The following is a 22,775-nucleotide window of genomic DNA, read 5'->3' as shown; positions in this document are numbered from 1 at the left end:
GACAATTTCATTTCTGATGACATATAAGGTACCGCCAGGTGGTGTGAGGCGATATGATAGAATTTTGCATAAATCTAGCATCTTGCTCTTCATGAAAAAATCTATATCTAGCGGTAGATTGCTTGCTATCGGGAAGGAAAACATGGGCACTGAGACAATTTTTTACAAAAAGAAAATGTTCTGGTGGATTTGCGGTATTCCATCTTTGGTCTCGTGCTTTTATTTGTTCATATGGGCAACGCCGCGATATGAAAGTACAGCTGTAGTCCGGGTTTATGGCGCTGGCCAAGATTCTTCGGGCAGCGGTAGTGCAGCCATGGAAGGAATGGGAGGAGCAGGAACGGCTTCTTCTGGCTCTTATGTGCTTGCACAATATATTGCTAGTTGGGATGCTTTTCAAAAATTAGATCCTGAGAAATTGCAGCAGCATTGGTCATCTGGGGATCTGATTTCTAGATTTGGTGGTCCGCTTTCTTTGTTTTCTTCCAATAAAATGAGATTGTGGGGATATTATCAATATCGTGTGAAGCCTTCTTTTAATGAAGAATCAGGATTGTTAACCTTAACGGTAGATGGTTATTCCTCTGATTTCGTAACGCAGCTTAATAAAGACCTTCTCGATTTCTCACGTGAAAAGCTAGCTCATAGTGGTACTAAAGCGGATCAGGCCGAGTATGCTATGTTGCTGCGAAAGATTCATACGGATAATGAAAGTTTAGATGCCGATTTGGAGCGTATATCCGCTTTGCAGAAAAAGGCTGGTATCTCCGATCTAAAGAGTGCCTATCAAGACGTGTTGTCTACTCTTTCAGCGACTGAGAGAGCGCGCGTAGACATTGGTACGCGGGCTGCAGCTACAGCATTTTTGGCGGAACGAGGCCAGCAAATTGAGGTGCTAAAAACGCAATTGAGCTCGTTAGACCGGGAGATTGCGAAGCAAAAAGATACTGTTGCACGTCAGTCATCCGTTTATAAAGCTTATAATCAGGCTGAAGAAAGAGTGGATCAGGATATCAAGAATATTGTACTTGATGAAAAGAATATGCTGGAGAATGAGAAAAGTATCATTCGGGATGCATATTACTTAGACGTTATTGAAGAACCTGTTCACCCGACTAATCCTACGCGTCCTCTTGCATTAATGTGGACTGCTATCATCTTGTGTGTGTCTTTCATTCTGTATTTAATCGTCAAGTGAGGCTGAGTCATGGTTTTTAATGTCCATTTGGTGCGCACTTTGTTTGTCCCAAACCGCCTGGTAATAAGGGGGGCTCTGGCCTGTTCTTTGCTTGCATCAAGCGCTGCATGTGCCTTTATGCCCTCCGTTGGTCCACATAATGACTATATTGTTGAACAAGTAAAGAAGCATAAGGCTCCACCACTATTTGATGTTGATACGAAATTAGCTAAAAAATTGGCGGATGAAGTTCGTGTTCGTAGTGAAAATTTTGAGAAAGAATTGCTTCTCTCTGTGAACGAACCTTCTCCTGAGGTGATTCTGAGTAGAATATATCCAGGTGATAGAGTAAATTTGATTATATGGACACAGGGAAGCGGAGGGGTTAATTCGTCGGAAACGGCGATGTCTCCTACGCTGTCTAAAATGGGTATGTATCCTGTTGATGCTCAAGGCAGAATTGATATTCCATACATAGGCTGGGTGAATGTGTCTGGTATGACAATACATCAAGCGCAGCAGGTTGTTCGTTCAAAATTGGATGAAACTCATCAGTTTGAACACGTGGATGTGTCGCTGGAATTAGCATTGAGTCATGGGCAAAATATTGTCGTGATGGGTGCGGTGAACAAACCAACAATTATAAATTGGAATGAAGGAGGGATTTCTCTCATTGAGGCTATTGCCCAAGCAGGCGGCTATATGAATTCTGAGCCGTTGCATGGGACCGATCTTGCCATGAATGTTTTGTTGGCTAGAAAAGAACGGGAATATAATATTCCTCTACAGACGGCTTTGTTGCATCCTATTCAATTGCATCCCGGGGACAGAATTGCGCTGCAACATAAGCCGAATGTTCGTGTATTGTGCCTAGGGGCTGGGTGGAGCGCCCCCCGGATATCACCTTTTGCAGAGATACCCACTCTTTCTCAAGTTATGGCCTCTGTTAATGGTCTAAATCCTCAAACGGCACAGGGACGTTCTATCTTTGTTATGAAGAAGGATCAGTCCGTAATGTATAGAATTAATTTTGACTTGGTAGAGGGGATGGAAGCGTCACAGGTTATGCCTGTAGAGGATGGGGATATGGTATATGTGCCCGTGTCGCGTTCTGTTACAATGCAACAGGTTCTTGGAATGTTTATGTTTATTGCAGGACAGGGTATGTCAGCAGCGTCAGTTAGATAATTTTCTATCTTTATTATTGGGTGCTGTATGAGCAATTCTTATAGGATTCCCTCTTCATACCTCTTGGCTATTTTGCCTCGAGGTTGTGAGCATGCTGTGTCAGGTCGTGAGGAAGCCATGCTCTCTTGGAGTGAGGTTAAAGAGCATGTTCTGCCCCTTTTTGAGTCTTCAGATTGGCAACCTCCTATCAAGAAACGCTTATCTACAGAACTTATAGGGGAGAATGAAGCGGTAAAAAAAGTATTGGTGAAATATGTCTTATATTAAGAATTTGACAGATTCTGAATATGATACCCTATTAAAATCTATAAGAAAAAAAAGAGGGTTGTTTCTATTTGTTTGTGCGGTTGCTCAGTTTTTATTGTTAATGACTGTAGGCATCGTTCAAATATCATTGAATGGGATTAACCCATATGTTGGTTTGCCGCTTTGTTTATTTTCGTCCTTGTTGACCTCCTTAGGGGGGTCAGCTTTTCTTTTGTTCGTGTTTGGAGCGTATACCGCTCTGCGTCCAGTAGAAAAGGACATATTGAATCCTATTAACCGTGCTATTCCTTTAAAAAGGGATACCCGTATTGCTATTTTAATGCCAATTTATGAGGAGGATCCTTCTCGTGTTGGCGGTGGTTTGATGGCAATGATGGAGGAACTTTCGGAACATGAAGAGGCTACGCACTTCGACTGGTTTATTCTATCAGATAGTAGAGATGTTGATATAGTTTTACAGGAGAAGTTGCTCTTATTTACACTGAGAGAAAAATTTCCTAATTTCAATATAGCTTATAGGCATAGAATAAGTAACACTTTTTCTAAGGTTGGGAATATATCTGACTTTTATAGAAGGTGGGGTCGTAACTATAAATATGTTGTTATGCTCGATGCTGATAGTATTTTGCCAGGAGAATCTTGCATTCTTTTAGCAAGAGCTATGGAGGGGAATAACAATACTGCCCTTATTCAATCTAGGTTTATGGAGATTACCTCATCTACACTTTTTGGTATGGTAAGTAATTTTAGGTTTATGTTTGATAATTACTTGTATACCTATTATTATAACTATTTTAACCCTGGCCGAGGGTTTTATATGGGCCATAATGCCATAGTCAGGGTAGAGGCATTTATGGAGTGTTGTAACTTGCCGATTGCTGAACGCTCGGGCCCATTTGCAGCAGGAAAAATGATTTCTCATGATTATTATGAGGGGTCTTTGTTGCTAGGGGGAGGATACGATACATGGATTTTACCGCAGATTATTTCGTTTGATGAGCAGTTGCATAATATTCTTACTTTTTTTGCACGGGAACGGCGTTGGTTAGTTGGTGCCCAAACGTGGTTTAGATTTTTTATGTCTAAAAGTCTTTCTAATTTTGGAAAGATTAATATGTTTCAGCGTGCATTGTTTTATTATGCTGCTGTGGTTGGGCTGTGCACATTTATATTGTCATTTTATGGTTTGCATTATGTTTTTATGCATCCTATCAAAACTAGAATGGCTATGCTTTATTTTAAAAGATACCAGGCAATTGGCTATACAAAGTATCTTTTTATGTTCGCAATGTTCTTGCTAGTTCCTGCTTCAATGCAGATTACAGTCTATTATATTACTTTCGTAAAAAAGAAATTGATTAAAAAAATGGGTGGGCATGTGAAATACTTGTTTTCATATTTTATATTCTCTTTTGTACAAAGTAATATTATATTGATCGCTATGTGTTTAATAAATAAATTTTTGTTTGATTGGTTGAAACAAAAAGAGCTTCATTGGGGTGCGCAGGATAGAGATGGTACACTTTTATCTTGGGATGTTTGTATAAAGAGTTTGTACCCTATATCCATACTGGGATGTCTTCTGATAGCATATAGTGTCACGTCTATTTTTCCGTATATTAACGATAGAACGCTTGCTATACTTCATATTCCACATAGTAGATTTGGAATGTTTTTTTTCAAATTTGGTATTATCTTCGCTCCGTTAGTATTGGCCTTAGCACCTGCTATAGCGAGACTTACGAGTAGAGAGCTTTTACTTTTTAAAAAGAAGAAGTGGTTGCAGACGCCCTATGACGCTGAAAACCTTTATCCTGTGGTAAAGAAGACATACGCATATACGAAGGAATTGCGTAGTACTGGCTTAAATTCGTTTACCTTTGAAAAAGCCATTTCTGATGTTGCCTTTACACTTAGACATATGGGAAGTGTACCAGAACGCCCTCAAAAATATTCTTTTTGGAAGGATAAGTTGAAAAAGAAAGATGTAAGTAGTTATTCTAATTTAGAGAAGTTTTTAATACTTAGGTGTAGAGAGCTATGGGAAGATACATTCTTAAAAACATGTAGAAAGTGACATATTAGGGAGCAGTATTTCTGTTCCCTAATATTTTTTTATGTTAATTTTGTAAAATGTCTTGAAGTTTTTATGGAGCCATAGAAGCCTTCCATTTGGAAAAAGGGTTAGATTGTTTTTAAAAAATGAAAAAAGCATAGTAAGTGTTGCTAAATAGAAATTATAGACAGGAGAACTCTTTTTGAACTGGTGGTGATCAGGAGTAAATATATTTCATAACTCTTATTATTTCATTCCGATTGTACATGATTGCTTGAAAAGCGTAACGCTAAATATATGCTGTGTCGATGTGTGCAGGGATGGCAGATATAGGATCATAGTATGGAGACAATGTTGTGCTACTCGAAATTTTTCGAAGGAAAGGAGCAGAGGCAAACACAAGTTTATTCCATAAATTTTGGCATTGCATTCTGCCATGAAAGGAGTTTGATATTTGTTTTAACTTTTTAAAAGTTATACTTTATGAAGATAAATACTTATCTTTATTGTGTAGAATGATCTAGAGGAAATTTTCATTATAAATTTTTAGGATAAATGATGTTGCATTTCGTCATAGTATTTTTGGTCATGGCTGTAGGGAGTTTTGCTATAGGCGAGGGGACTGATCTGCTTGTGCAGCCTAAGCGGATTTTGCGGAAAAACTCATTAATTCTTCTGCGCTGTCTGCCAGTTATGGTTGTTGATAGTGTTTTTCTGTGCCTAACCGGCTCTATTTGGTTTTCTTTGCTTTTAAGTACCGTTTTGATGTCAGTTTTGGTGACGGCATCTAATCTGAAACTGCGCCTTTTGAATGAACCGCTCGTTTTTACAGATTTTGCTCTGATAGGCGCCTTTGTAAAACATCCACGCTTCTATCTTCAGGGAGTTCCTTTATCTGTGCGGCTCTCTGTCGTGATTGGTGGAGTGTTGCTACTCTATCTTTTGATAGGTGCATCAACATGGGGCATCATGCTGCGAGCTTTTGGTTTCCTGGAGGCAGTTATGTCTGGGGGGCTTCTTTGGTGGCTATTGGAAAGGGGAAGTCGTCCTGAAGGGCCGCTGCCTGATCTGTGGGCCGACATGCGTGACAATGGTTTGCTTCCTACGTTGCTTCTCTATGCAATGCGTTGTTGCCGATTGCCTCCCTTGCCTGCGAGAACGGCCTTGCCTCGAAATATAACAGCGCCAGACTCGGTTATTATTATTCAATGCGAGTCATTTGCTGATCCTGCTGATCTGGATAAAAATTGGACAAGCCCACCTGCACTTGCTCAATGCCGAGAAGAAGCGGTACAATGGGGGCATCTCCTACCTAGCGGGTTGGGTGCCTATACAATGCGTAGCGAATATGGCGTCTTATGCGGTGATGATGAAGCTGTTTTATCATACCGTTTTTTTGATCCATTTCTAACTGCAGAGCAATCTCCCTCTCATGCTCTGCCGAATCGTCTGAAAGCTTTCTATCCAAAAGCCTGTTTCTTGCATCCTTACGATTTAAGCTTTTATGGGCGGAAACGTCTGCTACCTTTGTGGGGTTTTAACGACATCATCGGACGAGAATATTTCTCCGAGCGAGACAAAGTTGGTCCATATGTAGGTGATGCTTCCTTGACTACACATTTATTGGAGTATCTTCGGAAGAATGAGCATTTTCTAGCATATTGTGTGACGATTGAGAATCACGGCCCGTGGGAAAAGGGACGCTTGGGCCAATCAAGTGCTGCTTCTGCATGGTGCCAGCATGTGCAGAATGGCGATGCTATGCTTGGCGAGCTTCTTGCAGGAATCAAGGCAAGCGGCCGGGATATTATGCTGGTTTTTTTCGGGGATCATCGACCGACCTTTGAGGCTTTACCTGCTTCTGAAGGGCTCGAACGAAGTACGCCTTATGTGATTTTGCGACCTAATGCGCTTAATGGAGTGCATAAGTCGTCTGATCCTATTGATATGACGCCAGCCGAACTTCATCGAAGTATTTTGCGGCATGTCGATGGGGAGGAGAGTTTATAAAAGAAGGCACCTTCTTCAAGGAAGGCGCCTTCTTTGTTCAGGGTAACGGGATTATTTAGCTTTGCCCTGATTGGCAACAGCTGCTGCCTTGGCAGCAATTTCTTCAGCATCACCCAGATAATAATGTTTTACCGGCTTGAAGTTCTCATCGAACTCATAAACCAGCGGAACGCCCGTTGGGATGTTCAGGTTCAGAATTTCATCTTCCGTCAGGTTGTCCAGGTACTTCACTAAGGCACGTAGGGAATTCCCGTGAGCGGCAATGATAACCTTCTCGCCTTTTTTGATGCGTGGAAGGATGGTTTTTTCCCAATAGGGAATCACACGTTCAATGGTCAGAGCCAGGCTTTCAGTGACGGGCAGCTCTTCAGCACTCAGGTGGGCATAGCGAGGGTCATGGCCGGGGAAGCGTTCATCAGAACGTTCCAGGGCAGGCGGTGTGACAGCAAAACCACGACGCCACTGCTTGACTTGCTCGTCACCATACTTCTTGGCCGTCTCAGCCTTGTTAAGACCCTGAAGGGCGCCATAATGACGCTCGTTCAGACGCCAGTTTTTCTCGACCGGCAGCCAGGCCTGATCCACACCGTCCAAAATGTTCCAAAGTGTATGGATGGCGCGCTTCAGGACGGACGTATAAGCGTAATCGAAGGAATACCCTTCTTTTTTCAATAATTCCCCGGCAGCCTTGGCTTCGCCACGCCCCTTTTCTGATAGGTCAACGTCGTACCAACCGGTGAAGCGGTTTTCCTGGTTCCACTGGCTTTCGCCGTGACGGACCAGAACAAGCTTTGTTACGGCCATGATGAACTCCTTAATGTATAAGGTTTTAACAACGTGGGAAGATTGCGCCACTAGAGCCCCAACTGCAAGGGCTTGAGGCCACTTCATTTCATCTATCAGAGCATAGCCGTTATGAAGCATGGCGACGGCAGACAGTAAAGGCCATCCACAGGAGATGGCCTTTACTCCATTCGGTTACCGGCAAGATAGGTCAGGAAGTGGGTTGTTTCTTTTCCTGTTCTTTGATGAACTGACGGGCTTCTGGCGATACCGTCAAGGTCATGGTTAGACCGGCTGTCAGAAGGTAGATAATAGCGAATGTCCAGATGACATAGGACATTCCGACACCGAAAATCATTTCACAGAATGAGACGATAGCTGGACCGACCCAGGTGGAAGCTCCAGCGCCTAATCCGAGAATGGACAAGGCGGCGGCCTTTTCTCGTGGGCATATCTGCGGCATCAGGCCAGAGAGAGGGACGAAGGCGGCAATGGAAGCCCCATAGAGAACACCGACTACAGCAGCCGCGGCAAAATTGCCTGGATACCAGAGGGGAACATAGTAGAAGAGGGGGATTGAAACAAACCCGCCAACACCTCCGAACGCAGCAACGACAAAGCGATAACCAATCTTATCGGCGACCATGCCGGATACCAGGTTGATGATGATATTGCTCAGGAAGATGAGCGACAGAAGATTGAGCCATTGCCCCAGAGTGAAACCAAGATGATCCACAAAAAAGCCCGGCATAATGGCCAGAAAAGCGTATTCTGAAGACGTATCGACAGTACGCACAATTCCGGCAATAAGGGTTTTAGGCTCTCGCCAGATGATGCTGATGGACCCAAGAAAGATCTGTCTGGCAGGTACATTGGCAGGGAGAAGGCGACGGTTTCCGGTTGGTTCTTTGGTGAAGAGTAGGGCCATGAGCCCCCCGAGAATAACCAGCCCAAGAGAGCACCAGAATGTATTGATTTCGCCTAGAGCTGGGATAGCAAAGCGGGCGAATTGAGAACCTAGAGTCGGTAGACCAGCCGAGAAGGAAAACCAAAACCAGCCTGCAGCTGCTCCCAGCATGGATGTAGGCGTGGCGGCGGCGATCCAGACCAAAAAGCCGTAAGCGAATAGAGGGTAGGCAAATCCACGTAGGGCGTAGAACGTCAGAATCCATGTGCTATTATTGGGTGTCAGACCGAAAACAAGGAAACCAACCTCCAGCACAGCCCAGAGAACCAACCCGATCCACATGACCTTTTTAGGGCCCATGAGATCGGATAATGGACCAGCAAACCATGCCGCAATCATCACGGTGATGCCGTAGAAGGTGAAAAGCTCGTTGACGAAGCTTTGGGGATGGCCAGCATGGAGCATGAACGTATCAAGGTATCCAGCCTCGACACCATCCCCGACCATGAAGAGGAGCTGCCCGAGAAACGCCCAGAAAAGGGCGGCTGGTATGCCTATTTTTTCAAGAAAGTGTCGTTTGGTGTCTGGCTTATCAGCCATAGAAATCTCTCCGCTTGCTGTGAAAGGAATTGAGGGACATTTCTGATCCCTTCCTCTCGGATGATTGACTGGCCTTACGAGAGTGCTCAGGCCTTTTAAATGATCATTCGTATGAAGGAGTTATTTTATTATATTCTTAGATAAGAATATAAGATGCACTCCTTACCGAAGAAGTACGTCGTACATATCATAGAGGTAATTTTTTTTCAATTTCGAATATTTTCGGCTTGTTTTTGACCTATTCCCTAAGGGGATGGGAAAAGTGTAAGCGTATTTCAGAAACCTATTTATAAATTGCTTTTCTTTCTTATGGAGACAGGGATTTTTTGACATCTGTTTCGATGTCATTCTGAAATGGAATACGGTTCAGGAAAGAATTTTTTAGTTGCGAAAGAATGTCATTATCATTAGCGTCTAGGGACAGAGCCAGATCAAAGGGCGAGGTTCGGATGATTATATGTTCATGCAACGGTTTGTCTGACAGGGACGTACAGGCTGCCATTCAAGCCGGGGTCGTGAAAGTCTCTGAGATCTATTCCGCACGCCAATGTCAGGTGAAGTGCGGGAATTGTGTGAAGGGGGTGGCTTGCCTTCTGAAAGAGGCCAAACGAAAGAACTGCCCTTGCCCGACGACTATCGCTATTGAGCAAAGTTTGGCGGTGCAGGCTGTCAATAATGATGGGCCGATACAAAAAAAAGAAGCCTCCCTGTAAGAGAGGCTTCTTTCATACGGTCAGAAAGTCTGACAGCGATTAGTGACCGCTATTTTGGTCAGCACTTTCAGAATTCAGGGTGATATAGCGTTCCAGACCGATCTGCTTGATGAGATCGAGCTGTGTATCGATGAAGTCCTCATGGGATTCTTCGTCTGCCAGAATGCGGAATAGCAGGTCACGAGACACGAAGTCACGGACACTTTCGCAATAGGCAATGCCTTCACGAATTTTCTCAAGAGCCAGAGCCTCGACCTTCAGGTCGCATTCCAGAATCTCTTTGACGTTCTCACCGATGTGAAGCGGGTTCAGGTGCTGCAGGTTGGGCAGCCCACCAAGGAAGAGGATGCGTTCGATCAGCCAGTCAGCATGACGCATTTCTTCGATAGATTCTTCGTATTCTTTCTTACCCAGCTTAGTAACGCCCCAATGGTTCAGGGTGCGGGAGTGAAGGAAGTACTGGTTGATAGCGGTCAGCTCATTAGCAAGCTGAGCGTTGAGATATTCAATAACCTTCGGGTCTTTTGCAGCCATGTCTCTCTCCATCGTATAAAACGTGAACTGTAGGAGTGTCTCCAACGGAGGTCGGTATAGTCTTCATAAAAAGAGAACGCAATAAAAAAATGTGTGAAGCATGTATTCGTATTTGATAATCATTATCAAAGAGGGTTTGTGAAAATGATTATCAAATTTATTGTAGCAGTATTTCTGGTTATTCTTTGTTGTGTCGATACATATTTAAAAATACGATCATTCGCATAAATTTTTCTTTTCATTGGTCCAATTATTAGCTCCATGCCATCATGGCGGCGGGAAGAGGAGAGGCTACTTTACCGGACGCTTTTTGTTTGATACCCATAGAACATAGTTCCAAAAACATAAGGACGGACTTTATGGACCTGCTTCATACGCTAAAAACACGCTACGCAACCAAAGCTTACGATGCGACACGGCGTATTCCGGAAGAAACGGTGACGCAGCTCTTGGAGGCTTTGCGTTATAGCCCGTCTTCGGTCAATGCTCAGCCTTGGCATTTTATTGTGGCAGATGATGAGGCTGGCAAGCAGCGTCTTGCTAAGGCCACACCTGATGTTGGGTCGTTGGCTTACAACAGGCCGAAGATTTTACAGGCTTCTCATGTTGTGGTGCTGTGTGCCCGTAACGAGTTGTCGGAGGCATATCTGACAGAAGTTTTAAACAAGGAAGAACAAGACGGTCGTTATGCTGACAAGGCAGCCCGGGAATGGCTCGCTGCCGCTCGTGCCGGTTACGTTCAGCAGCATATTGATGCTGGGGATGTAGCCCATTGGAACCAGAAGCAGGTCTATCTTGCTCAAGGGGTCCTGCTGCTTTCAGCTGGCTTGCTTGGTGTGGATGCAACACCCATTGAGGGTTTCCTGCCAGAGGCTATTGCGGAGGAATTTGATCTGGAAAGCAAGGGGCTGACGCCCCTGGTCATGATTTCGCTTGGCTATCACTCTGATAAAGATGGGAATGCGAGATTGCCTAAGTCTCGCCTGTCCGCCGAGGTTGTATTCTCGAAAGCTTGAGACATGCTCAATCCATTGTAGAGGGACTTGTTCCCTCTATGATGGACAAAGCTCACCAACACCTACTTTAGTGGGGTGAGAGCAAGGCAGACATTTTCATTTAGGGAAGTGGCGGAGAGAGAGGGATTCGAACCCTCGGTACGCTATTAACGTACACACGCTTTCCAAGCGTGCGCCTTAAGCCGCTCGGCCATCTCTCCGCGAGCGATGAGGGGACAATATCATTATTCCTCGGAAGTGCAAGACCTTTTTTGAGAATTTTTTACAAATTTTTCAATGAGAAGAGCGGACTTAATACCAGGGGTTTCTTCCACGCCAGATGAGACATCAACTGCCTGAGTGTGGCTGACCTGTACTGCTTGATTTACGTTATCAGGTGTCAGCCCCCCGGCAAGAAGCCACGGGGTAGGGGCCTGCCATTGGCGTGTCAGTGTCCAATCAAAAGTACGGCCCAACCCGCCAGGTCGGGTATCCCCTTTCTGGGCTGGAGCCTCAATGACATAGCCATCCAGGGTGTTTAAGTTGGGCAGGTCGCTTTGTTGCGCTATCCCACGGGCAAGCCAGACTGACCGGCCTGTTCGTTTTTTCAGAGTAAGAGCTGTGGTTTCGTCCGTATAAAGTTGCAGAATATCCAGAGGAACATGATTCAGAACCTCTGCAATCTGGTCATATGTCGGCCTAACAAAGAGCCCGACACGAAGAGGGCCATTCTGGGCAGGAGCTGGAATAGCTGCATGGAGATAAGCGGCTTGCTCTGGCTGTACAAAGCGGGGAGAGGCTGGATGAAAGACCAGCCCCACCCATCGCACACCCATCGCAGCACAGACCTTCATATCTTCGACCCGTGTCAAGCCGCATATTTTGACGTCAACACTCACGGGGCAATGGCTCGCAATTCATTCTGAATGGCTTGCGCTGCCGCGGCTGGATCATCTGCTTTAGTAATAGGGCGACCAACAACAATCCAGTCAGCCCCGGCCTGTGCAGCCTGTGCGGGTGTCATGATGCGTTTCTGGTCATCTGTATTGCTGCCAGCGGGGCGGATACCAGGCACAACAAGTTCCGGTCCATCGCCTAGAGCATCACGCAGTGCTGTGATCTCATGAGCGGAGCAAACAAGTCCATCTGCCCCAGCGCGAATGGCCATCTGCCCTAGACGCACTACTTCGTCTAATGGAGTGGCATTGATGCCAATTTCACTAAGGCTCTGTTCATTCATGCTTGTTAATACGGTCACAGCAAGCAGTCTGGGCCGTTTTTCATCATTACCGAAAGCATCTTCCAGCGTAGCACGGGAGCGGCTGATCATTTCGGCACCGCCGAGTGCATGAATGGTCATCAAGCTTGGCTTGATAGGGGTTAATGCTCTCAGGCCTGAGGCAACTGTATTGGGGATGTCATGCAGTTTCAGATCAAGAAACAGATCTTGCCGGTTCCCCAGAGTTTTTACGGCATCTAGCCCGCAGGCGTAGGTAAATTCCAGCCCCAGCTTGATGGCATCAACTATGCCATCAAGTGCAGTTGCCCAGTGTAGGGCTTGGTCATAAGAAGCGGTATCCAGTGCGGCGATGAGGCGGGTACGATGAGCAGACATAGGGAGTAGATCTTATTTCTGTGAGGAAAGCTGGGCCGTCTCTGTGCCCGAGGCAGAACTGCTGGTCTTGAGCTGGTCTAGACGCTGATGGAGCTCAATGAGCTGTTTGTGGGAGCTGCGCAGCTGTGATTCGGCTTTGCGAGCCCGCCGACGCTGGCGCAGTTCACCGGTCAGGCCGAGCAGAATTCCCAGCATAAGGGAAGGGACAGCGAGAAGAGCGATAAGTTTCCCCATCTTGATGGAGAAACCGAATGACGCCAACCAAACGGTCGCATCATCCAGATTGCTCATGGCAAAAATGGCTGTGAAAGCCAGAAAAAGAACGATGATTAAAAGGCGAATCATGAAGACTGCTCCTATCCTGCCTCATGGCAGTGAACAAGATAGACCAAGAGAGGGATGAAGAATGCTGTTGAATGTCGTTGGCGGACTTTAGAAGAACTCTCCCATTATGTCATCTATGGGTTTCATCTTTACATGATGCCCCTAATGGGGGGAGGTGTTATCCTCCCTAAAAGGAAGAAACTCTGGTATAGCCACTTGGGCGTCATCCTAATGATGGAAGGGCTTGTGGAAACAAAATGAACACGGACGGGACCTCTTTGGAAGCAGTTGTAGACGATCGGGCAAGGGCTCCTGTCTGGTGTGAATTTGATGCTGCGTGGTATCGCCGCCGTTATGCTCGTCAGTTGGCAGAATCAGGAGCTACTTGGACGGATGCCCAGCTCGCCGAAAGATGGCAGGGGCATAAAGAAAAAGAAGGCGCATCTCCCAACAGATATTTTGATGAAGAATGGTATCTGAAAGCCTATCCCGATGTCCGGCGTGGCGTGCAGGAAAAAGGCATTTTCCAGAGTGGTTTCCAACATTACGTAGATGTTGGCTATCAAAGTTGTTCAGGGCACTGGCTTTTTTTGGCCGAGTATTATCTCAGAGAAAATACAGATTATAGCCTCCGGGCCATGCGTGATGCTGGCTATGTTAATGCGTATGACCATTTCCTTTGTGTGGGAGATTATGGGTTCCGTTCACCCCATTTTCTGTTTGATGCCGAACTTTTTATTCGTGAATGTTTAAGGGAGAATATTCCGTTCGATCCTTCGCAAGGGGCTTTTAGCCAATACCTGTCCCTTGAGAATTCGGATGTCAGGACGATTAGAACATCATGGTACTTTGACCCTATTTGGTATCTTGAACGTTATCCTGAGGTTACAGATTTGATCAATGATGGGGTGTTTGTAAGTCCTCTTCATCATTACATGAGCTGTGACAATCCGGGGGATTATGATCCGAACCCGTATTTCGATGAATCATATTATCTGGCACAGAATCCCGATGTTGCGGAAGCCGTTAGAAGCGGAGTGTTCCGCAATGGTTATGCCCACTTCATACGGGCGGGCATTGATGAGCAGCGCAGCCCATCTTCAGACCTAGACTTCCGGTCTTTTGTGGCAACGTTGGACCTGCCCCGTGTGCTTAATCTAGCACATGTTGATAATCCATTTCTGCTGTGGGTTTTGCGGCAAGAGGGGCAGATTAGTTCTACCTCTCCCGAGATATCCGTAACAGCAGCCAACAAGCTGGCATTGCAGAAGGTAGAGGCCAGCCTGCCTTCCCTTTTTCGTCGTCCACTGAGATTTGTCCAGCAAGCGCAGCCGCAGCTGAGTGTTGTTCTGTTTTCAGAGGGTAATTACCTGCTCGACATTGCCACGCTGACCTCCCTGCATACACAGGGTCTTCCTAATCTACAGGTTATCGTAGTGGGGACGGGTAATGCTCTGTCCCGGCAACGGCTAGATCAGGCCGTTGAAGGTCTGCAGCATATCGTCAGTGACAAGCTCTTGCCACTGGCGCAGCAACTGCAACGGGCTATCCCGTTTCTTGCTGGAGAGCGCATTCTGTTGTTGGAATCTGGTGTGCAGCTGCTGCCAATGACTCTTCCTACCGCTTTGACCTTCATGATGGAGGAAGGAACTGAAGGTGGCGGTAAACTGCTAACAAGCATCAATACTGTGCTGGAGGCAGGCAGTGCCGTATGGCGTGATGGTAGTATTACCTGCCACGGGCAAGGAGAGAAGGCACAAGCGCAGTCCGTCAGTTTCCAGCGAATTGTGGAGGCTGTGCAGGGAGGGATGCTATTCTGCCATCGCAAAGGACTGGAAGACGCTCTGGGGTATTTGAACGGGTACAAAGCAGAACCTTTCTTTCCTTGTTTCTCCATAGCATTGAGGGCAACGGGAAGGACGTTGTCATATTGGCCCACTGTTCAGGCCAAAATGCTAAATACCACGCCGGAAAGTTACACAAGCCGGACCATGGAAAGAGAGGCATTACGGCGATTGTTTCCTATCTTTCTGCCCGGCCACGCCATAGCTGGAGGAAGTGTCAAAACTGGGAAAAGTTATCGTCCTCTTGTTATGATGGTTTTCCCTCATCTGCCACGTTTGGTTGAGGGGGGGCCAACACAGCGGGTTATGCAACAGATTGACGCCTTCCGCTGGCTAGGGTGGCGTGTGCTTATTGTTGGTCTGGAGCGGAGGCATGAGGATCGGCTGGTTGTCCCCCATGATTATCCGGCTGATGTGGAATGCTGGCGAGGCATAGAGGATTTTCCATCCTTCTTGCGGGAATGGCAGGCCGATATGAAGATGCTTTGGCTTAGTGGGACGCAGGTTCTGTCCAGCCTTGGCCCTGTTCTTGCGACAGGAGACTTTGCTGTCCAAGACAGGCTGATCGTTCTGGATACCGTCAATCAGGATGGCACGTCCCTCAAGGCTATGGAGGAGCATCTACGGCGTCTGGTTGGTGTCGTGGATGAACCGGCACGCCTCATGAGAGAGGCCCGGAAGGAGCTGGAATATGCTTGGCTCTGTCAGGGGATTGTAACAGGAGATGAGCAGACGGCTGCATTGTTGCACAGGCTAGGCTATGGCATCGTAACGTCTCTTCCTTATGCCGTTTCTTCTCGCCAGTTGGGGAGGGATGACGAATTCGGGCGGCGTCAGGGTATTCTCTTTCCCTTGTCCATCTATCGTACCGGAGATGCCGGACATGATGGTTTTGACTGGTTTTGCCTTTCTGTAATGCCGTATCTGCAACGCCACTTCGGTACACAGCCCTCTATCGGCATTGGGGGGTATCATCACCCTCTGGTTGATTTAGGCTTTTATGAACGTTTGGCACCGCTGGACGGACTAGCCGAGATGGATACATTGCCGAGCATGATGGATCGCTGCCGTATTCTTATGGATCCATCACGAGTTCTCACAACACAGGCTACCGAAATACTGGAAGCTGCAGGGCGGGGAGTGCCTGCCGTATTGAATAGCGTCCAAATGGAGCGTCTTGGCTGGAAAGATGAAGAAGAAGCGTTGGATGGTGGATTTAATGATCCGCAGCGCTTTGCTCAGCAGATCATCCGTCTTTACGAGGACCCGCAGCTCTGGAGCCGGATACGCCATAAAGCGCATGACACGGTGCGTGAAAGGCATGGTCATGACCGTCTGCATAGGATGTTCGGACAGTTTATTGAGACGTTGCTTAAGGGGCCTACCACGATGGAACGGCCTTTTAGGGAGGAGAGCAGGCCACAGCGCCGGGCTTTTGCGCCATCCCCCCTGCGTATTGTGCTGAAGTCCGGTGGCGAGACGTCATCCTCTGTAAAAGAAAATTCAGAAGAGCCTGACGAAGAGTTGGAAGACGAACTCATGCCACTCCCCACCCGTTTGGGCGTGACATTGCCAGAGGAACAGCGGGGCCAGAAGGAGGATGCTGAAAATGCGTGAAAGAATGGCAGAGGTTCTCCGCTATGTGGAGAGCAATGGGGATGCGGCTTTGGAAAGACTGTGTGATCTGCTGCGTATTCCCAGCATTTCTACACAAAAGCACCACACCGATGATTGCCGAAAAGCTGCGGGCTGGTTGGTTGATGAACTGCGGGGGCTTGGTTTTACAGCCTCTCTTCGAGAGGTCTCATGGGCAGAGCCCGGGCATCCGATGGTAGTTGGGCATGATGAAGCCAATGAAGAAAAGGTAAAGAGCGGGCAGACGCATGTTTTATTTTATGGTCATTACGACGTGCAGCCGACAGATCCTGAAGTGCTTTGGAACACAGACCCGTTTCAACCTTGCCTGAAGGAAACTGATGATGGCCGTAAAGTCATCGTGGCGCGGGGGGCGAGTGATGATAAAGGGCAGGTGATGACCTTTATTGAGGCTTGTCGGGCATGGAAGGCTGTCCACGGTGAATTGCCTGTCGCCGTGAGTTTTTTGTTGGAAGGTGAAGAAGAATCCGGAGGGGAGAATCTGTTACCCTTCCTCAAGGCAAATCTGGAAGAACTACAAGCCGATGTCGCTCTGATCTGCGATACCGCCATGCCGGACCGGAAGACACCTGCTATCACGACCTCTCTTCGTGGCACTGTGGCAGAGGAGATAGAACTTGTCGCTGCTTGTCAGGATCTTCATTCTGGCATGTATGGCAATGCAGCTGCCAATCCGGCCTTTCTGCTTTGTCAGATTATTAGTGGCCTGCGTGATGAACAGGGACGGGTTACACTGCCCGGCTTCTATGATGGTGTGACTGAACCAAATGAGCAGGTGCGTGCGCAGTGGCGGGCTCTTTATCCTGATGATGCGGCCCTGCTGGAGGGGGGTGGTCTTTCTCAGGCGGCAGGGGAGCGGGGTTTCAGTGCTATTGAACAGACGTGGTGCCGTCCGAGTTTTGAAGTCAATGGCCTGACGGGCGGTTATCAGGATGATGGGTTCAAGACCATCATTCCTGCACGGGCTTCCGCAAAATTGTCATTCCGTCTGGTGCCGGGGCAGGACCCTTTAAAGATTCGAGAGTCTTTTCGGGCTTACGTTCGTGCCGCTCTTCCTGAAGATGTCGACGTTGTTTTTACGAGTCATGGAGCTTCCCCTGGCTTTGCGGTGAATGGCGAAAGTCCCTTCCTGCTGGCAACGTTGGAGGCGTTAGGTGCGGAGTGGGGGCAGCGGGCCGTCATGACTGGGTGCGGGGGGTCGATCCCGGTAGCCGAGGAAATCCGTGAAGCTCTGGGGATGGATGCACTCATGGTTGGTTTTGCTCAGGCTGATGATCGGATTCATTCGCCCAATGAGCAATATGGTCTGGATTCGTTCTTCCATGGCATCCGCTCATGGGTGCGTATACTGGCAGCTCTGGCGCGTTGATCCCTACAGGAGGCTGATATGGTATTGCCTATTGCCCTGACTATGGGAGACCCGGCCGGCATAGGGCCAGAATTGACGCGTCGTGTATGGAACAGCCTTAAGGCCAGTGAGCAGGTGTTTTTCTGGATAGGTGACCCTACTTTACTGGGGAGGAGTACTCCATATCGGGAGATACGACATCCCTCAGAAGCGGCCGCCTGTTTTGCTGATTCCTTGCCAGTGCTGCCGCTATCTTGCCCGGAGCCGGTCTATCCTGGCCGCCCTTCGCCGGGTAATGCCGTAACGGTGATTGAGAGTATCAGAAAGGCTGTCCATTACACTCTAGAAGGTGCTGCTAGTGCTGTTGTGACGAATCCGATTGCCAAGCATGTGCTTTCCGCATCCGGCTTTCCGCATCCGGGACATACAGAATTTCTTGCAGCTTTATGTGGGGCAACTGGGCAGGAAGTCATGATGTTGGCCTGCCCGGAGCTCAAGGTCACGCTGACTAGTATCCATATTTCTTTAAAGAAAGCTATTGATACACTTTCAGTGGATCGAATCGTCGCTGTGTCACGGGTGACAGAAGCATCACTCCGACGTGATTTTGGCCTCCGACAGCCACGTCTTGCTGTAGCAGGCTTGAATCCTCATGCCGGGGAAAAAGGTATGATGGGGGATGAGGAGATTCGGACCATCCAGCCCGCTGTAGAGGCCCTTCGAAGAGAAGGAATGAATGTAATCGGTCCTATGCCACCAGATACGATGTTCAGCGCAGCTGCCCGCCCCCGGTATGATGCGGCTATTTGTTTATATCACGATCAAGGGCTGATCCCAGTTAAGACGCTCGATATGGCTGGAGGTGTGAATATCACGTTAGGGCTGCCGATCATCCGCACGTCGCCAGACCACGGCACGGCCTTTGATATTGCTGTTGGGCCGGAAGAAACAGGAAAGGCAAGTATTTCAAGCCTTTTGTCTGCTCTCGCTATGGCCCATGATATGGCTCTCCAGCGTATCATGAGTGATGCGCAGACTTCATAAAGAGGGAAAGGAACGGTCCATGATCCGTCTTGGTATCAATGTTGACCATGTTGCGACATTGCGTAACGCACGAGGTGAGTGTTACCCGGACCCTGTCCGTGCCGCTAGGCTTGCTCTGGAGCATGGGGCTGATGGCATCACTGCCCATCTACGTGAGGACCGTCGTCATATTCGGGATGAGGATATACGGCGTCTTAGAGCTCTGTCTGCACCCCTCAATTTTGAAATGGCGGTTACGGATGAGATGGTCGCTATGGCCTGTGACCTGAAGCCTCACGCCTGTTGTCTCGTTCCTGAAAGACGGGAAGAGCTGACGACTGAAGGGGGGCTGGATGTCGTAGGATTACGGGATAGCATAGCGCTGCCTATCAAAAGTCTTTTGGAAGCGGGGATCCGTGTTTCATTGTTCATTGATCCAGAACCAGAAACCATCCGTATGGCAGCTTCGCTGGGCGTTCCGGTGATTGAACTACATACGGGGGCCTATGCCTTGGGGAAGGAAGGTGAATTGGAGCGTCTGCACAAGGCTGCTCAAATTGCCATAGAATGTGGGCTGGAACTTCATGCAGGGCATGGGCTGACTTACGAAAACGTGTCTCCCATTACAAAACTGCCTGGCCTGAAAGAACTCAATATTGGGCATTTTTTGATCAGTGAGGCTGTTTTTGTAGGGTTGGGAGAATCTGTACGGCGAATGAAAGATCTACTTTCTTAAAAGAAGTAGTTTTTTATGGAGAGTTTCCTTGCCGATGCGGAAACTCTCCCATTGTTGTTACTTGGATTGCATGTTGATAATGGGCAAACCGTCGTTGCCCTGATGGATGTTGAGCAATCCATTATTCCGATAGACCTTCGGGATAGCTCCATCCTTGGGAGCGGGCTGGATAAGAGGTTCGCTCCGTTTATGATCGTAGTTTGGAACAAATTTTCCAGATTTGTCGGAATAGGTAGCCTCTGAGCGTTGCTCTTCTGTTGGCATAGAATGGAAAGCTGAAATCGGCCCCATTGGCCAGAAGCCTGGGGCACTGCGCATTGTGCCTTCAGGCTGCCGTGCGCAGCCGCGGGTGATCATGGAGCAGATACCATCTTCACCGACATATTCGTCATTGTCTCCAGCGTAATGGATCTCAGAGATGCGGTCATGGTCGATACGGACGAGCATGCGGCATGCTGAACCTGGTTTACCAAAAAGCTGTTGATACCCGTTGATGACATCAGGGATATTGATAGGAAAAAGAGATGTACCTTGCGTACTGCTGACTGTCGCAACAGAGCGGGTTATATCATATTCCCATATGGCAACATCATTGGTTAGGGCTTTGGTAGAGTTGGGTGCCCCCGCGCAGGCCTGCAGATCAAATGTTGTCATGCCCACCATTTCATATTGTGCTTTGTGGGCTTCTAGAGCATCCCAGTAACCACAAGCAGACAAAGGTATGGGTAGTAGACAGGTAAGCCGGAATAGGATTTTCCGCAACGTCATTCTCTCTCCATAAGAGTAGAAAGGCAGGTAAGTATGAGATGCTGTATCATGTTTTTCTTTCTGTCGGAAAGATGGGTTTTAGTCTCTGGAGCAATCGGTTAGAGAAGAGGGCCGTTTCCCATTTTTGGAGTTTTCTTTATGGCCGATATTTCAGCTGCTGAAGCCCCCCGTTTGCAGAAAGCACTACGTCGCCTTCTGGGTTCGCCGGAATTGACGGTGCAGCTTCCACCCCGTAAGGGCATGAGTGTAGAAATTGCAGTGGCTGGTGAGGTCGTTGGAACCGTTTATCGTGATGAAGATGAAGGCGAAGTGTCTTACGCCATCAACATGACGGTGTTGGAAGAAGATCTTCCCCCAGCCTGATTAAACAGGACAACCTGTTGATCACTAATATGAAACCTCTCACCTTAAAAAGTGAGAGGTTTTTTTTAATGCTTTCGCCTTCACGATAGAGGCGCACAATTACGCTTCAGCCAAGGATGAAGTTCTGTTTCCAACAGCGGGAGCAATTTGTCTAAAACCACAGCGTGATATTGGTCTAACCAGTAACGCTCTTCTGTGGTTAGCTGCTCTATGGCGATAAGTCTGCGATCGATAGGTGTATGGGTTAAAACCTCAAACTCAAGGGAAGGTCGAGTGTTTTCGGGGAGGGAGCTTTCTCGCACAAGAAGCAGATTTTCGATACGAATGCCATAAGCACCTACTTCGTAATAGCCCGGCTCATTGGAGAGAATCATTCCCGGCACAAGGCCAGTTGGCCGCGGTGCCATGGAAATGGACTGAGGCCCTTCATGCACGGAAAGATAGCTGCCGATGCCGTGGCCAGTTCCGTGATCAAAGTCTAGCCCTTGATTCCAAAGGGCTGAGCGAGCGAGACTATCCAGTCGGTAACCGGGGAGGCCCACGGGAAAACGTTGGCGACTGAGGGCGATATGACCTTTTAGAACAGCCGTAAAAGCCTGTCGGATGCTAAAGGGAGCCTCATCCGGGCCGGTCCAGACTGTTCGTGTAATATCCGTAGTGCCGAAAGGATATTGCGCACCGCTATCAACCAGATAAACGCTATTTTTCTGGAGGATGCTATCACGTCCAGCCTCTGCCCGATAATGAGGGTAGGCTCCGTTTGGTCCAGCAGCTGAAATCGTCTCGAAACTGGGACCTTTATAGGCTGGGGACATAGCGCGGAAAGCTTCAAGTTTTTCTGCCAGTTCCGTTTCATGGTGGCCGATACCATGCTCTTCCAGCCAGTAAAGGAAACGAGCAAGAGCGACACTGTCCAGCTCATGCGCCCGACGGCTGCCATCTTGCTCCACAATTGTTTTGATGGCTTTCGGAAGGGTGCAAATATCCGTTGCATCAACAATATGAGCTCCGACCTCCTTTAACATCATGTTAAACCAGACGGGTGTGGTCGCCGGGTCTACTCGGACCACTTTGTTGGAAAGAGCCTTCAGAGCATCGGGAAGTTCATTAGGGTGGCATGGGTGTATACCTGGATCTTCAATTTTATCATGAAAACGTGAAGCATCGGCGAAAATAGTCGCCGTACTGTCAGCATGAAGGATACCATAAGCGTGAGCAACGGGGGTCATGGCAATGTCTTGCCCCCTGATGTTTAGAAGCCAAGCAAGGGACGGACAGTCCGCAAGGATGATGGCATCCTGTCCTTCTTCACGCAGCTGTTGGGCTAGACGTTTTCGCTTGCTCTGGCTGGTTTCGCCCGTAAGGTTGAAAGGTTGATGATAAATTAGACCAGCTGGAGGAGGAGGCTGATCGTGCCAAGCCAAATCAATCGGGTTTTCCGATAGAGGAATCAACTGAACTCCAGCAGTTTGCCATGAGGAGAGATCCCTCTGGCTAGTTAGTCTGGGGTCATATCCAATACGCAGATCTTGCCCATTTTGGGATAGCCACTGCCGGGGAGGAACTTGCCCGCTATGATGAGTTTCCCATAAAGTGGAAGGTGCTTGTTCGGCCATTTGGACTGTGTAGCGGCCATCTGAAAAGACGCTGCCTTTTTCTCCCAGAAGAATGGCAAGCCCAGCACTACCAGTGAATCCTGTTAGCCAAGCTAGTCTTTCGGAATGTGGGGCGACATATTCCCCTAGATACTCATCGCCACGCGTGATGATGACCCCAGAAATGCCCAGTTTATTGAAATATTGGCGAACGAGGGCAGGACGTTCCTGCAGGGGGATGGAAGAGAGAGACACAAGCGCTACCATTGAAAA

General features: G+C 47.9%; 19 protein-coding genes and 1 tRNA gene. 11 read left to right on the top strand and 9 right to left on the bottom strand.

Annotation, left to right across the window (positions count from 1 at the left end):
* Nucleotides 1-142: 142 nt before the first annotated feature.
* The 4 genes from CPA57_RS01735 to CPA57_RS01720 all read left to right on the top strand — a co-directional run bounded on the left by CPA57_RS01735 (nt 143) and on the right by CPA57_RS01720 (nt 6,698).
* A complete protein-coding gene (locus CPA57_RS01735) occupies nt 143-1,198 on the top strand; it encodes a hypothetical protein (RefSeq protein ID WP_182080961.1) in 1,056 nt (351 codons plus the stop codon).
* 9 nt (nt 1,199-1,207) lie between these two features.
* On the top strand, nt 1,208-2,365 hold the full coding sequence (locus tag CPA57_RS01730) for a polysaccharide biosynthesis/export family protein (protein ID WP_182080959.1): 1,158 nt from the start codon (nt 1,208-1,210) through the stop codon (nt 2,363-2,365).
* Between the two features lie 253 nt (nt 2,366-2,618).
* Nucleotides 2,619-4,709 carry a glycosyltransferase family 2 protein gene (locus CPA57_RS01725; RefSeq protein ID WP_182080957.1) on the top strand — a complete coding sequence of 697 codons (2,091 nt, stop codon included), beginning with the start codon at nt 2,619-2,621 and terminating at the stop codon, nt 4,707-4,709.
* A 534-nt stretch (nt 4,710-5,243) separates the two neighbouring features.
* Entirely contained in the window at nt 5,244-6,698 is a 1,455-nt protein-coding gene (locus tag CPA57_RS01720; protein WP_182080955.1) for an LTA synthase family protein, read from the top strand.
* A gap of 51 nt (nt 6,699-6,749) precedes the next feature.
* Here CPA57_RS01720 and gpmA read toward each other — a convergent pair whose 3' ends face one another.
* On the bottom strand, nt 6,750-7,502 hold the full coding sequence (gene gpmA / locus CPA57_RS01715) for a 2,3-diphosphoglycerate-dependent phosphoglycerate mutase (protein ID WP_182080953.1): 753 nt from the start codon (nt 7,500-7,502) through the stop codon (nt 6,750-6,752).
* 190 nt (nt 7,503-7,692) lie between these two features.
* Complete coding sequence (locus CPA57_RS01710; RefSeq protein ID WP_182080951.1) at nt 7,693-8,988, bottom strand: MFS transporter; 1,296 nt, start codon at nt 8,986-8,988, stop codon at nt 7,693-7,695.
* 395 nt (nt 8,989-9,383) lie between these two features.
* Between CPA57_RS01710 and CPA57_RS09060 the strand changes: the two genes are divergently transcribed.
* Nucleotides 9,384-9,701, top strand: coding sequence for a (2Fe-2S)-binding protein (locus tag CPA57_RS09060; RefSeq protein ID WP_407647552.1), 318 nt, complete (start codon nt 9,384-9,386; stop codon nt 9,699-9,701).
* Between the two features lie 39 nt (nt 9,702-9,740).
* On the opposite strand, the gene bfr is transcribed toward CPA57_RS09060, so the two are convergent.
* Nucleotides 9,741-10,235, bottom strand: coding sequence for a bacterioferritin (gene bfr / locus CPA57_RS01700; RefSeq protein WP_182080947.1), 495 nt, complete (start codon nt 10,233-10,235; stop codon nt 9,741-9,743).
* 359 nt (nt 10,236-10,594) lie between these two features.
* On the opposite strand from bfr, the gene nfsB reads away from it, so the two are divergent.
* On the top strand, nt 10,595-11,251 hold the full coding sequence (gene nfsB / locus CPA57_RS01695; RefSeq protein WP_182080945.1) for an oxygen-insensitive NAD(P)H nitroreductase: 657 nt from the start codon (nt 10,595-10,597) through the stop codon (nt 11,249-11,251).
* A gap of 109 nt (nt 11,252-11,360) precedes the next feature.
* On the opposite strand, the gene CPA57_RS01690 is transcribed toward nfsB, so the two are convergent.
* The 4 genes from CPA57_RS01690 to CPA57_RS01675 all read right to left on the bottom strand — a co-directional run bounded on the left by CPA57_RS01690 (nt 11,361) and on the right by CPA57_RS01675 (nt 13,190).
* A tRNA-Ser gene (locus CPA57_RS01690) sits at nt 11,361-11,451 on the bottom strand.
* 24 nt (nt 11,452-11,475) lie between these two features.
* A complete protein-coding gene (locus CPA57_RS01685; RefSeq protein WP_326831332.1) occupies nt 11,476-12,129 on the bottom strand; it encodes a phosphoribosylanthranilate isomerase in 654 nt (217 codons plus the stop codon).
* A complete protein-coding gene (gene pyrF / locus CPA57_RS01680) occupies nt 12,126-12,845 on the bottom strand; it encodes an orotidine-5'-phosphate decarboxylase (RefSeq protein ID WP_182080943.1) in 720 nt (239 codons plus the stop codon). The genes CPA57_RS01685 and pyrF overlap by 4 nt, the downstream gene beginning before the upstream one ends.
* A gap of 12 nt (nt 12,846-12,857) precedes the next feature.
* Nucleotides 12,858-13,190, bottom strand: coding sequence for a LapA family protein (locus tag CPA57_RS01675; RefSeq protein ID WP_182080941.1), 333 nt, complete (start codon nt 13,188-13,190; stop codon nt 12,858-12,860).
* Between the two features lie 236 nt (nt 13,191-13,426).
* On the opposite strand from CPA57_RS01675, the gene CPA57_RS01670 reads away from it, so the two are divergent.
* Genes CPA57_RS01670 through CPA57_RS01655 form a run of 4 tightly spaced genes read left to right on the top strand, consistent with a single transcriptional unit; the run spans nt 13,427 to nt 19,776 of the window.
* Nucleotides 13,427-16,630, top strand: coding sequence for a glycosyltransferase (locus CPA57_RS01670; RefSeq protein ID WP_182080939.1), 3,204 nt, complete (start codon nt 13,427-13,429; stop codon nt 16,628-16,630).
* On the top strand, nt 16,614-18,038 hold the full coding sequence (locus tag CPA57_RS01665; RefSeq protein ID WP_182080937.1) for a M20/M25/M40 family metallo-hydrolase: 1,425 nt from the start codon (nt 16,614-16,616) through the stop codon (nt 18,036-18,038). Before CPA57_RS01670 ends, CPA57_RS01665 begins: the two co-directional genes overlap by 17 nt.
* 18 nt (nt 18,039-18,056) lie before the next feature.
* Entirely contained in the window at nt 18,057-19,061 is a 1,005-nt protein-coding gene (gene pdxA, locus CPA57_RS01660; RefSeq protein ID WP_182080935.1) for a 4-hydroxythreonine-4-phosphate dehydrogenase PdxA, read from the top strand.
* A gap of 19 nt (nt 19,062-19,080) precedes the next feature.
* Entirely contained in the window at nt 19,081-19,776 is a 696-nt protein-coding gene (locus CPA57_RS01655; protein WP_182080933.1) for a pyridoxine 5'-phosphate synthase, read from the top strand.
* Between the two features lie 57 nt (nt 19,777-19,833).
* Here the strand turns inward: CPA57_RS01655 and CPA57_RS01650 are convergent, their stop codons facing one another.
* Nucleotides 19,834-20,544, bottom strand: coding sequence for a hypothetical protein (locus CPA57_RS01650; RefSeq protein ID WP_229709183.1), 711 nt, complete (start codon nt 20,542-20,544; stop codon nt 19,834-19,836).
* 138 nt (nt 20,545-20,682) lie between these two features.
* Here CPA57_RS01650 and CPA57_RS01645 point away from each other — a divergent pair, with 138 nt between their 5' ends.
* Entirely contained in the window at nt 20,683-20,907 is a 225-nt protein-coding gene (locus CPA57_RS01645) for a DUF3126 family protein (protein ID WP_077395500.1), read from the top strand.
* An 80-nt stretch (nt 20,908-20,987) separates the two neighbouring features.
* Here the strand turns inward: CPA57_RS01645 and CPA57_RS01640 are convergent, their stop codons facing one another.
* Nucleotides 20,988-22,769, bottom strand: coding sequence for an aminopeptidase P family protein (locus CPA57_RS01640; RefSeq protein ID WP_195805404.1), 1,782 nt, complete (start codon nt 22,767-22,769; stop codon nt 20,988-20,990).
* Between the last annotated feature and the right edge of the window lie 6 nt (nt 22,770-22,775).

It is taken from the genome of Bombella favorum, from assembly GCF_014048475.1.
GTDB classification, from domain to species: domain Bacteria; phylum Pseudomonadota; class Alphaproteobacteria; order Acetobacterales; family Acetobacteraceae; genus Bombella; species Bombella favorum.
Note: the sequence above shows the minus strand (reverse complement) of the source record. Positions and strands in the feature narration are given on the sequence as shown.